General features: G+C 40.2%; 9 protein-coding genes, 1 other RNA gene and 2 riboswitches. Of the genes, 3 read left to right on the top strand and 7 right to left on the bottom strand.

All coding sequences use genetic code 11. The features are described 5' to 3' along the window. The first annotated feature begins 66 nt into the window (after positions 1–66). Positions 67–162, top strand: a riboswitch (SAM riboswitch). 70 nt (positions 163–232) lie between these two features. Continuing rightward, positions 233–328: riboswitch (SAM riboswitch) on the top strand. 65 nt (positions 329–393) lie between these two features. From VEB00_10430 to VEB00_10440, 3 genes are all read left to right on the top strand, one after another. After that, a complete protein-coding gene (locus tag VEB00_10430) occupies positions 394–1,398 on the top strand; it encodes an ATP-binding cassette domain-containing protein (protein HYF83427.1) in 1,005 nt (334 codons plus the stop codon). Further along, entirely contained in the window at positions 1,398–2,063 is a 666-nt protein-coding gene (locus tag VEB00_10435) for a methionine ABC transporter permease (GenBank protein ID HYF83428.1), read from the top strand. The genes VEB00_10430 and VEB00_10435 overlap by 1 nt, the downstream gene beginning before the upstream one ends. Positions 2,064–2,155: 92 nt before the next feature. After that, a complete protein-coding gene (locus VEB00_10440) occupies positions 2,156–2,992 on the top strand; it encodes a MetQ/NlpA family ABC transporter substrate-binding protein (GenBank protein ID HYF83429.1) in 837 nt (278 codons plus the stop codon). Positions 2,993–3,030: 38 nt separating this feature from the next. Here VEB00_10440 and VEB00_10445 read toward each other — a convergent pair whose 3' ends face one another. The 7 genes from VEB00_10445 to VEB00_10475 form a co-directional block, all read right to left on the bottom strand. Further along, a complete protein-coding gene (locus VEB00_10445; protein HYF83430.1) occupies positions 3,031–3,882 on the bottom strand; it encodes a histidinol-phosphatase HisJ family protein in 852 nt (283 codons plus the stop codon). 176 nt (positions 3,883–4,058) lie between these two features. Then, entirely contained in the window at positions 4,059–5,723 is a 1,665-nt protein-coding gene (locus tag VEB00_10450; GenBank protein ID HYF83431.1) for a Na/Pi cotransporter family protein, read from the bottom strand. A 179-nt stretch (positions 5,724–5,902) separates the two neighbouring features. Beyond that, positions 5,903–8,059, bottom strand: a complete 2,157-nt coding sequence (locus VEB00_10455) for an ATP-binding protein (GenBank protein HYF83432.1) — start codon at positions 8,057–8,059, stop codon at positions 5,903–5,905. A gap of 284 nt (positions 8,060–8,343) precedes the next feature. Then, positions 8,344–8,531: non-coding RNA, 6S RNA (gene ssrS / locus VEB00_10460), on the bottom strand. Positions 8,532–8,601: 70 nt separating this feature from the next. Further along, complete coding sequence (locus VEB00_10465) at positions 8,602–9,438, bottom strand: YjjW family glycine radical enzyme activase (protein ID HYF83433.1); 837 nt, start codon at positions 9,436–9,438, stop codon at positions 8,602–8,604. Then, on the bottom strand, positions 9,431–10,924 hold the full coding sequence (locus VEB00_10470) for a YjjI family glycine radical enzyme (GenBank protein HYF83434.1): 1,494 nt from the start codon (positions 10,922–10,924) through the stop codon (positions 9,431–9,433). The genes VEB00_10465 and VEB00_10470 overlap by 8 nt, the downstream gene beginning before the upstream one ends. A gap of 122 nt (positions 10,925–11,046) precedes the next feature. Beyond that, complete coding sequence (locus VEB00_10475) at positions 11,047–13,041, bottom strand: methyl-accepting chemotaxis protein (protein ID HYF83435.1); 1,995 nt, start codon at positions 13,039–13,041, stop codon at positions 11,047–11,049. Positions 13,042–13,331 lie beyond the last annotated feature (290 nt).

The raw sequence follows: 13,331 nt of genomic DNA on the forward strand, positions 1-13,331 counted from the left end.
TTATTTAATAATATATTGACATAATCACTTCTAACCTGTATTATAAACCTAATCCAATTGAATATTGTTCTATCAAGAGTGGTGGAGGGACTGGCCCTATGAAGCCCGGCAACCTGCGTAAGCGAGGTGCCAAATCCAGCAGCTAAAGCTGCAAGATAGGAAATGCGTATTATATGCCTCTTCTGTTTTTCAGAAGAGGCTTTTTAATTAAACAAAACTGAATAGCAATTTACTCTTATCGAGAGTGGTGGAGGGACTGGCCCTATGATACCCGGCAACCTGCGTAAGCGAGGTGCTAAATCCAGCAGCTAAAGCTGAAAGATAAGAGAGGTCTGTTAAGTCCTCTTTTATCATGAAAGAGGGCTTTCATTTTGTATTATTTGGAGGTATATGATGATAGAGATTAACGCATTAAGCAAGGTTTTCAAAGACAAGAGCTGTAATGTCCATGCTTTGAAGGACATCAGCATAAAAATTGAAAGAGGTGATATATTCGGGATTATCGGTTTATCAGGCGCCGGCAAATCGACGCTTGTGAGATGCATAAACAGACTTGAGGAGCCTACCTCAGGGAAAATATACATAGATAAAACAGATGTAACAGCCATGGATAAGTCTGAGCTCACAGCCCTGCGCCGCAGGATAGGGATGATATTCCAGCATTTCAACCTGCTAAGCAGAAGAACCTGCAGCAGAAACATTGCCTTTCCCTTGGAAATAGCCGGTCAGGACAAGAGATATATCCAGAAAAGAGTTGAGGAACTGCTTGAGCTGGTTGACTTGCAGGATAAGAGTCATGCCTTTCCAAGCCAGCTTAGCGGTGGGCAGAAGCAGAGAATAGCAATAGCCAGAGCATTAGCGACAAAGCCCGATATACTGCTCTGTGATGAAGCAACCTCCGCTCTTGATCCCACTACTACCAAGTCCATACTGAGATTGCTGAAAACCATAAATGAATCCTTAGGCATTACAATCGTGATAATCACTCATCAAATGGAGGTAATCAAGGAAGTATGCAACAAGGTTGCCGTAATATCTGATGGCAGACTGGTTGAGCAGGGCAATACCTATGATATATTCTCCAACCCTGCTGATCATGTGACCAAAAACTTCGTTAAGGACATAAGTACAGAAATTGATGAGAGCTTATACGTCATTGATAAAGGCAGTAAGCTGGTCAAGGTAACCTTTCCCAATGACAGTGCAGGAAAGCCGATTATTTCTGATACCATAAGGAAATTTGCAGTAGAAGTGAATATAATGTCTGGGCACATAAGTAATATCCAGGGAAAGTCTTATGGGCAGCTCATTATAGCCATTAAAGGCGAAGGCGCCGTGCTAGCGGGTGCAATATCACACTTGTCTTCACAAAATCTCATAGTCGAGGTGATTAACTAATGAACATATTAGAATCAGTAACCAAGCTTATAGCCTTAGTCCCTGGACCCTTAGGAGAAACAATTTATATGGTACTCCTCTCAACTCTTCTATCGGTAGTCTTTGGTCTTCCTCTTGGTGTAATTGTGGCAATCAGTGAGCGGGGAAACCTGTGGGAGCGCCCAATACTCAACAAGGCTTTAAATATATTGATTAATATCACAAGATCCTTGCCTTTTATAATACTTATGATAGCAGTATTCCCACTCTGTAAGCTCATTGTGGGTAAGAGAATCGGCACTACGGCAGCAATAGTACCCCTCACCATATCAGCGATTCCATTTTTCGCAAGGTTGGTGGAAAGCTCCATAAATGAGCTTAACCATGGTATTATTGAAGCTGCCCTTTCCATGGGGGCCAATACCCGCCAGATAATACTCAAGGTGCTGATACCCGAGTCGCTGCCTTCTATTGTATCTGGTATAACTCTTACTGTTATTAGTCTCATAGGCTATTCGGCAATGGCCGGAGCCATCGGCGGCGGCGGTCTTGGGGACTTGGCACTCAGGTTTGGTTACCAGGGTTTTCAGGAAGACATCATGATAGGAACTGTAATCGTACTTGTAATTATCGTCCAGTCCGTGCAGGGTGCTGGAAATGCATTGTATAGGAAACTGCAAAAGTAAGATAAATTGTTGCAACATTTATATATTTATCCGGGTTGTCTTGGCCAGTCATTCCGGGAAAACAAATTCTAAAATTTAAAGGAGAGAATAATATGAGAAAAATAATAAGTCTAATAATCACAATATCACTGGTACTTTCATTCACTGCAGGATGCAGTCAGCAAGCAGCATCAACAGGCGGTACAACCCAAGGACAAGCTGAGCCAGCGCAGATAGTATTGAAAATCGGCGCAACGCCGGTCCCTCATGCTGAAATACTGGATTTTGTAAAACCGCTTCTGGAAAAAGAAAATATCAAGCTTGAGATTGTAGTGTTCCAGGACTATGTACAGCCTAATACCGCACTTGCAGATAAGGAATTGGATGCGAACTTTTTTCAGCATAAGCCCTACCTGGATAATTTCATAAAAGAAAGAAACCTTGACCTGGTCCCTTTAGGTAATGTACATATAGAGCCTCTGGGACTTTACTCAAAAAGCATTAAGAACCTTTCGGAATTGAAAGAAGGCAGCACCATAGCCATACCCAATGATGCAACAAATGCCGCAAGAGCACTGCTGCTGCTTCAGGCAAACGGCCTTATCAAGTTGATTGATGGAGTTGGAATAGAAGCAACCGAGAAAGATATCGCAGAAAATCCAAAGGATATAAAGATACAACCGGCTGAAGCGGCACAGCTTCCAAGAATACTTGAAGATGTGGAGGCAGCGGTGATTAACACCAATTATGCACTGCCGGCTAACCTCAATCCTGCAAAGGATGCACTGTTGATTGAAGGAAAGGATTCTCCCTATGCGAATTTAGTTGCAGTAAGAAAGGGTGATGAAACACGGCCTGAAATTCAGAAGCTCATTGAGATCCTGCAAAGTGATGAAGTGAAAAAGTTTATACAGGACAAATATGATGGAGCCATTGTACCTGCATTCTAAAAAATGACATAAAAAAAACACCTTCCGGCATCTGTTTCTTATCTATTGATAATTTGCTTCATGTTGCTGAAGGTGTTTTTCTCTTCTGTAATACTTACCCATTCAGGCTTTCTATTGCTGAATACTGTTATGAATCTGAAGCCCGCTTCCCTTGCCAGCTCTTCCGCTTCCGCCAGACCCTTGCCCACATCCTCTGCGAAGTGTGAATCAGAGCCCGTGGTCAGTATCTCGCCTCCCAGTTCTTTATAGAGCCTCAGCACATCCAAGCCCGGCATTGTTTCTTTCGGGGTCTGTCTCAGTCCTGAAGTGTTTATTTCTATGCCCTTCCCACGAAGTATCGCAAGCTGCAGTACTTCCTTCAGAAGCTCATACTGGCACGCCAAGGTTATGTTCTTCTTGTACACGGCCGCACTGTACCTTTTAATCAAGTCCAGATGGCCGATGCATTCAAAATCACCCCAATTAACAAGCTGCTTTAGCTGCTCCAGGTATTTGCTGCATATTTCCTCTTCACTTATTTTGGAATAGTCAACTTCTGAAACATCCATACCCTCTGGAAGCTTATGTGCAGATGCAATGACATAATCATAGGGGAAATCTGCAAGAATCGCACTTGAAACCTTTGGGAACAAATGGGGCTGACCCAGTTCTACGCCTAGTTTAACTTTCAGCTTGCCCTTAAATGCCTGCTTGGCTTTTGTGATATCTGCCCAGTATCCCTTCTGATCATAATATAGGCACTTCACATCTCCAATGTATGGTTCGAAGTGATCTGTTACGGCTATTTCCCTTATTCCTTTGTTAACCGCGCTCTGGCAAAGTTCCATTATAGTATTGTGTCCATCGGTTGAATAGGTGGAGTGTACATGATAATCTATTAAATATTTCATTCTCTCACCTCCTTTCTTATATTATATTATCACTTATCGGCTTATGAAAGGTTATGGATATATGAAAATTATGTTAAATATTGATTACAAAGAAATATGACAAAAGGCCGTATAGATTTACCTATACGGCCTTAATATTTCGAGAGTATTATTTCTTTCTATTATTATCAGCTGCTCTAATTTTCCTTTGAGTTGACGCTATCTGCAACTATCAAGCAAATGTTATGCAGATGATCAGCAATTCTCTCCAAATGGTTGATTGCATCAAGGAATATGATGCCTGACTGTACATTGCAGGTGCCTGCCTCCAACCTCTGAATATGCTTTTCCTTGAGTTCATCGGACAGGTTATCTATTGTGTCTTCCCTTGATGCAGCCAGCAATGCTATTTCCCCATTGTCTTCAGTGTACGCTGTGAGACACTCATTCATCATTAAGGAAATTTCATTGTATAGAATGTCAAGCTCACACAGTCCCATCTCACTGAATTGGAGCCTCAACTCCATCTTGCGCTGTGCCAGTTCAATTATATCCTCACAATGATCTCCGACTCTTTCAAAGTTATTGATACTGTTAATAAGTGCCGGTATTCTTGCTGATTGATCACTATCAAGGTCTTTCCTAGATATCTCCACCAGGTACTGGGTAATCTCAGCCTGCATTTTGTTTATTTTTTCCTCATTTTCAAGTACTGTACTTATCTTATTCCTGTCATCATCCATCAAACTGATAACAGCGTCCTCCAGCATACTCTTAGCAATCGCTCCTGCATTAAGCACTTCTTGAGTGGCGGCTTTCAAAGCAGCTACCGGAGTTTCAATAAGAAGGCGATCCAAATGCTCACCCTCATACTCTTCATTTTTTCTCTCAGGGATGATCTTTTCTAGGAACTGCACATAGTATTTCGTTATTGGAAGGAATACCAGGGCACTGATTACATTGAAAACAGTATGTGTATTTGCTACCAGAAACGCCTTTGGCTCATGAAGCACATTATAAGTGACCCATTCAATTATACCTGTAAACGGTTTCAGAACAATAATCGCCATCACAACACCAATTACATTATAAAGAGTATGTGCCCATGCAGTCCTTCTGGCAGCAGTATTTGCTTTCAAACTTGCCAGCTGAGCTGTGACACATGTTCCTATATTATCACCAAGCGTTAAGCCTATAGCAGCCTGAAAGCTGATCAAGTCTGCACTAAAGAGTGATATGGTCAAAGCAACTGTAGCAGAACTGCTGTGTATAAGCATCGTTGCGATCATACCAACAAATAATCCTAAGAATGGACTCTGTCCGTATTGCAGGAACAACTGTCTTGCTGTCTCACTGTCCTTTATATAAGGCAGACTGGCGTTCAAAGTCTTCAATCCAAGGAACATAAGACCGAAGCCCATTAGTGCCTGACCAATATTCTTTGTGCTATCTTTCTTAGAAAAGGCCATTATGAAGAAGCCTATTGCCACAACCGGGAGCGCTATGTAAGTCAGCTTCAATGACATAAGCTGTGCAGTTATAGTCGTTCCTATGTTTGTTCCATATATAATCCCCACTGCCTGGGTCAGATTCATCAAACCTGCATTCACAAAACCGACAGTCATTACTGTAATAGCTGTACTGCTTTGCACCAGCATTGTAATAAACGTACCTACAAAAAATGCTACATATATGTTCTTTGTCAGCACAGAGAGAATTTTCTTCATCACTTTCCCTGAGGCCTTTTCCAGTCCGCCGCCCATGAAATCAACACCATACATGAGTAAGGCTGTCCCACCAAAAAGGTTGAAAATTATCTGGATTGTGACATTATCCTGTATTAAATGGTTCAAATCCGGCATAAGAATCCTCCCTGACATATAATATTATATTTGTACAAGACCTTTTATATTATATAACAACAAGACTTTCTACACAATAGCTTACAAGGCAATTAGAGAGAATTAATAGAAATTTAACAAATTGTTCACAAGAAAAAAAACAAGACTACATCTATAAAAGTGCAGTCTTGCTCTGATAGTTAGTTATTTATTGCACATGGAAGAATAATCATAAATGTAGTTCCTTCACCAAATTTACTAGCGACCTTGAGTGACCCACCATGCTCATTGATTATATATTTGAAAACGCTTACCCCCAGACCTGTCCCTTTTGGTTTAGTCGTATAGAATGGAGTCCCGATGCTTTCAAGCTGCTCCTCAGTCATTCCGATTCCATTGTCTCTGATGATAATGCGCATCACCTTGCTTTTTCTATCATGCTCAGTGCTGATATCCAATTTGGGATCAATTGCACCATTCATAGCATCAATAGCATTGTCAACCATTCCAAGTACAGCATTCTTTATCTGCTGACTGCTCGTTAGAACAGGCTGCTCTGTGTCGGAATAGTAAAATCTGGTCTTTATTCCATGCTTGTAGGCATTGCTTGATATCAGCATCTCAAGGGAGTTCAGCAGATTGTTTATACTTGTTTCTATATAATCTCCCGAAGCCGGCTTAGAAAACTGCAGGAAATCCGATACTATTTCCCCTATATCATCCACAGCACTCTCCATTACTAAAGTATACTCTGATACTTTTTCCGGTTTGGCTCTGCTGCGCATCAATTGACATAAGCCTTTAATTGATGCAAGGGGGTTTTTTATTTCATGAACTAGTCCAGCAGCCATTTGTCCTATTACTGCCATCTTTTCGCCATGTATTATCTTCTCCTGTTCTCCCTCAAACTCGGTAATGTCTCTGCCTATAATTATCCATCCTATTTTCTCATTATCAACATCATAGATTGATGAGCTATCGAGACTTATCTTTTTTATTTCTCCATTCATTGCCCTTATATTCCATTTTTCACCGTGCATCATATTCTCATTCTTAATGTTTATATGAGCGCTGTCCTTAAGATTGGACTGTAAAAGACGGGACAGCTCCATAATGTCTAACCCTATTATTTCATTGGTTCTCATATTAGTGATTTCCACAAACTTTTTATTGCACATAGCTACTTTTCTATTTGTATCAAGAATGCAAATCAGATTATCCATTGAATCAAGGACAGTCTGTGTCTGGAGCTGCATATTTTCAATTGCTTGTGCTTTTTTTGCATCTCTCACAGCAAACGCCATACCCATGGACTGTTTCATGGCAATAAAAATCAATTTCCCTCCCGGTTCATTTGAAAATGACGTCTTCCCATAAAAGGTTATGCTTCCATCCTGAAGCTTCGGCAGCTTCTCCAATAGCTCAAGCTTGCTTAAGCCGTAAAGCTCTATGGACCCCAAAAACTTTTCAATTGTTATTCCATACAGATTTCTCATTTCATATCTGAATAGATTATCGCACAATTTGCTGGTGTAAGTAATAACTCCCTCCAAATCGAAGGTTATTATTCCAATAGGCGAATTATCTAGCAGCTTTTCATAAAAATCCTTAACTTTTCTTACCTGCATATAGGGGTATTCAACTGTTGTTTTATATACGCCATAATAAATGAAACCATGATATGCCAGCTTGAATATGTGCCCCATAAACTGCACTGGAGATGCTACTGCATCACTCATTGCAAAGCATATCCTTGCAGGCATAAAGACACTCATGGAAAGTATTATATATTTATACATGGCTTTTTCTCTGTCATCCGTACTTTCTATGTACTTTGCCCTATAGATGACTATCAAGCAGAGCGCGGTTAAAGCCAATGATATATCCGCATGATGCTTATTTATGGTTATGTTTGATTTAATATAAAAAACAGGGATGTAGTTCACTATACCGATAGCTGCAGTCAGCAGCAGCAAAGCTGTACACAGTGACAGCAGGTGACCCAGCCACCGGTTAATTGTACATCCCCTCTTATAAAAGCTAAGCAGCAGCCAAATTAATAACTCAAAAAAAGCTGTTAACACCCCATATTTCAATGAAATATCTATAAGGGAATTAACTAAGGGATATGGTAGATTTATCACATCGGAAAGATTTACAATATGAGGTAAGTTTAAGATTACCATTGCCAAAGCGCCAGATCCAACCCATTGAATAAAACAATTGGCTTCTGAATATGTACTCCATACCTGGAAGAAAGTGAATATCATTAAGAAAAGGCTGAATAGCTCTATAGTTGTGTGCAGGAATTGATAATTTGCACTCCACAGCTTTACAAATAATAAATGTGATACCACATATCCACAAATTATTATAGCTGCCAATAACAACAAATGACGGTTATTTGCGAAGATAGGTTTTTTTTTGGACAACTGAAACAATGCACTTACCTCCCCTAATCAAGATGCGACTTCAGATTATGGTGTAATTTCACATTGATTACATATTATGTATATTATATCTCTAAACCATTTTTTTAACAAACCACTATTTATATATTATGGGATTATATGTAAACATATATGGGATATGAAAAGCAAAAACCCGAATACATACGTATTCAGGTTTATTTATTGCGCGTTATTGTACCAAGATACCGACGCCTTATTTTGACACCTATCTCTCGATAGGTGGGTGTCCGCAGCATGCTTTTACCTTCCCCGGCCTCATTAGGACTTACTATGGGCTTGATATCCGTCATTTGATGTAGGACTCCCGATTCATTGATGTAGGTTCAAAATAAAAGCTTATCAAATATCTCAGAAACATTTTTTATCTTTCGTGTAACACTATTATAAACGCTAATATTAATCTAATCAACAATCAGTTTTTAGCATTTTCACACCACTATTACATTCCTGCAGCCTTTTTCCTCTGCAGACTTCTTTAAATCTTCCATTAACTCATTGGATGGCATGGGTACTTTTTTCATATCTCCAAAAACACCCAGCGGCCTGAATTTTATGAGCTTATATTTTATTTCGGGGTTCAACTTCGATATCATCGCGCTTATTTCACATACATTGCGATGATTATCAAGCAAACCCGGTACAATGACTGTCCTTATCTCATATAGTTTTCCCAAACCTGCAAGATATTCGACATTTTTAAGTACTAAATCATTGGACATGCCTGTCAGCATTCTATGCTCTTCCTCATCAAAGGACTTAATGTCGAGCATCACCATGTCCATAGAATTTACCAGCATATCCTCTTTCGAAAAATCAATGCTGCCATTAGTATCGATAAAGGCTGTAAGTTTTGATTTATGCACCTCATAAAACAACTCTGCAAGAAACTCTTTCTGCAAAGTACACTCGCCTCCGGAAACAGTAATTCCAGAAATGAATGGCCTTACCTTATCAACTGTTTTCATTACATCTCCTACTGTCATAAGAACCGCTTTGGGACTACTTTTATTGCGGCAGGCAGCAAGACAAGCATCACAGCTTATGCAGCTGCTGGAATTCCAAGTCACTTTTCCATTAATATTGTCCAATGAACTGGAGGGACAAGCTGATATGCACAGTCCACAGTGTGTACACCGACTTATTGTCTCAGGATTATGGCAATATAGGCATCTATAATTGCAGCCCTGCAAAAATATAGCTATACGGTTGCCAGGACCATCAACTGAGCTGAAAGGCAGTATCTTGTTCACAAGTGCCTTAGCCATTATGTCTGACCTTTCTCTCCATTATTCTAGAGTTCTGTACTGCTCCAAGCCCTAATGCAACAGTATCATGAAGAGCCTGCTTGCCTTTCTGAAGTCTTTCAATATCTGACTTTTTAACAAGGTATCCTGTTATTCTGATTAAATCACTGTCTGAAGCATAAAAAGAGATATATCTTAAGCCTGCGGAAAAACCGCCTTTAATAATATCCAGCAAATATTCCGGGTTATTCTTTACAGTCTCATCAAAGCTAAATACATCTCCTATCCCAGAAGGAAAGAACTTATGAAAGGGCGCGCTTTGCACCAAATGCTCATGAATCTGCGGCTCATCACCAATGGGAATACGGCATCCCGGACTAATGCCCAAATCAGTATCAATTCCTACCTGCGCATGCAGCAGGAAATGACCATCAGATGCCTTGCAGTATTTATTAGTATGCTTTGATACCAGTTGATGCATTCTCTCAATTATTCTAAGTCCAAGTGCATCAGCAGCTTTACTATGTCCAAACCTATCCTTCTGCTCCTTCGCCCCAAGCAGATGGTTCACACATTCTGCAAGCCCTACCATGCCAAACATGGCTGTAAATGCATCCTTATTCAATAATCCTTCATTTACAAGGAAGCTGCTTTCAAAGAAGCCGCTTTCTTCTAATATGAAGCTTATGCGCTGATCCATGAATTCTGACATTTTAGAAACAGCATCCGGTAGTACTTCATTTAAGAAATGCTCTGGATTATCAGCCTTCTTGGCTAATCTTGCAAGCACCAGTCTTACCAGTGTGAAGCTTCCTCCGCCTATTGGCAGCCCATTGTAGCAGCTTGCTATGGAGTAATTGATACCGAGATCTCCAACAAACATTTCGTGGTTTGCAAAGCTGGGCTTTGCTGATACAAGCGCAGTACGGACTGCTTCAAGTGCAAAATCGTCAGGTGTCTCCGCACTGTATTTGATTGTCAGGTTCGGGACAGCATCCTGAAGCTCCCTCTCTGCCCTCAGAATAAGCCTGCCAGCCGTTGTCGGCTCCGGGCCAATATTAGCATGACAAAACGAATCAGTAATAGTGCGGTCCAAATGCATTAGGAATAGCTTAATAGCCTTATAAGCTTCCTCTTCATCATTGATATAAGGCTCCAGCAAAGTATCCAGATTTCCTACATAAACAGGCATCGTAGTAACTGATGGTACATGTCTGTATAATATCAGCAGATTGTTTGCAGCTTCCCATATATCATTTGCAGGCTTCAGTCTAAGGAATTCACTGCCCTGCTCCATGAACCTTCTATAATCCGGTACTATATAGCGAGGTCTGTATGGCGCATTTCCCTCGTTCAAATCGCATATAATTCCTTCCCGCTTATACTCCTGAACCTCTTTTGAAACGTTCAGCACCTCAAGAGTATTTTCTGCAGCACGTGCCAGACTCACCAGCTTCTGTTCATAAGTCTGAGTTCTGTCTTTAATAATACTTAAAATATCACTCATCATAACACCTTCCACAAAAATTACATTTTTTAAACATTATATTTAAATTATATCATATAGTATAGTTTGAACCCATAAAAAACACCGTATTTAAAATACGGTGTTTTTAAAACTAATTTATATTAATACTTAAATTTCGATATGCTTCTCTGCATATCTTCTGCAAGCTTTGCAAGCTCCTCACTCGCTCCTGAAATCTGCTCCATTGATGAGGTCTGCTCTTCAACTGATGCGGAAGCCTCCTGTGTACCTGCTGCATTCTCTTCTGCAAGAGCAGACAGGTTTTGAATTACATCGATTATTTCGTCCTTCTTCAGATTCATTGCTTCTCCAGTTTGATTCAACTGCACAATAGCTTCCTTTGTCTTCTCAATTGCATCTGAAATTCCTTCGAACTTTGCTTTTGTTACTTCAACACCTTCAGTTTGTGCAGCCACCAGAACAGCTGCTCCTTGCAGCGTACTGACTGCGCTGTTAGTCTTATCTGTAAGTTCCTTCACTATTTCCTCAATTTCTTTAGTGAACATGTTTGAATTCTCTGCCAGCTTTCGTATTTCATCAGCAACAACTGCAAAGCCTCTTCCGGCTTCCCCAGCTCTAGCTGCTTCTATTGCTGCATTTAATGCAAGCAGGTTTGTCTGCTCTGCTATGTTTCGTATCATTTGACTTGCATTCTCAATTTTTTTAGCGCTTTCACTTGTGTTAAGCACTACATTATATATTTCTTTAGAGGATTTGCTGCTTGCTTCAGTTTTCACAACAAGGTCTTTAAGTGCCTGGAAGCCTTCATCCTTAAGGTTTGTTACCTCAAGTGCAGCATTGTTCAGCACCTTCCTCTGAAGCTCTTCTTCAGCTATCATCTGACCTATCTCATTGACCTTCACTGCGCCAACCTCTGTATCCCTTGCCTGATCGCCGGCACCCGTCGCCATTTCTTCAATGGTTTTCGCAACTTCTTCAGCAGATGTTGCAGCCTGCTGGCTTGTAGCAGTCAATTCTTCAGCTGAAGAGGCCACATGCTGTGAAGCATCTGCAATTCCCTTAACAAAAACCCTTAAATTATCTGTAACAAGCTGGAAGGAATGTGCAAGCACACCTAATTCATCTTTTCTCTTCTTTAATGAGCCAGACACATCCTGAGTAATGTCCAGCTCAGCTATTTTCTTTGCATAATTGCTGGCATCCACAATTGGTTTTGATATGTATATGCTTATCCCAAATGTAATAGCAATTCCAAACAGTATTGCAATCGATGAAAGAATCAGCATCCAGGTATTCAATTCCTTTATCCTTCCAAGCATTTCACTTTTTTCAATCGCTATGGCTATGAACCATTCAGTACCGGCGACTGGTGTATAGGCTACAATTCGCTGGGAGCCTTCAAAATAATAATGAGCAATACCGGTCTCTCCCTTTACCATCTTATTAGCAACAATATCACCAAGTTCTTTGTGTTCTGGCCTTTTCTCCGCATCTGCGATTAGATTAAGCTGTGTCAATACATTTTCGTCCTTTGGATGTGCCATCAACACGCCTGTTTTATTTACGACATATGAATATCCGGTTTCTCCAAGTTTTATTTGTTTTATAATATTTGAGAGCTCTGTCCCATCTATAACACCATACAGTACACTCACTACAGCGCTATCCCTAATAATTGGCACAGCTACAATTATAGAAGGCTTTCCGGTAGCTTTACTTATTAATACATCAGAAACATTTGACTTTCCACTTGCAGCCAGCTTGAAATAAGCTCTGTCTGCAACGTTTACCGGATCCCCTTTAAGTCTTGTAGCATTCCCTGCCAAATCAGCTATAACAAAGGTTTCATAGCCGTTCCTTTCAGCTTCGGGCTGAAGAGTTGCTACCTTCTCCTCCCAAGGTGTTTCATCTGTAAGTATCTTTTGAGCCGCTATTGCTTCCATTAAAATTATTTTCTGATTTACAAAGCTCCCAATAAGCATTGATGCCTCTGCTGCCGTACTTTCCAAACCATGTTCTCCTTCAGCCATTACAGCAGCAGCTGCCCTGTTGTCGGCAGCATACCCCAGAACCGCACATAATAGAATTAAAACAATACTGAAGAAGATTACTAATCTGGTTTTTATTGACCTCATACATTTACCCCCCCTAGCTTAGTTTATTTTATAATGATATAATAATACGAATATGAATACTTATGTCCTATTTCTACATAATTCGTCAAATTCCTGCAATTTTCGCGAATTATGGTTCATCTGTTTTAAAAAAAAAGCACCACATTATAATGAACTGATACCCGTTAATCGGACACAAATAAAAAGCCCTATCGCAGAATTTCATAAAATTAAGCAGACTGACACCGTTTTTCGTATGGTGTCAGTTTAGTTTTTAATTGGATACGCTCATAGTTGTAAAAGTAGATATA

This window comes from Clostridia bacterium, from assembly GCA_035628995.1.
In the GTDB taxonomy this organism is placed as follows: Bacteria; Bacillota; Clostridia; order Lutisporales; family Lutisporaceae; genus BRH-c25.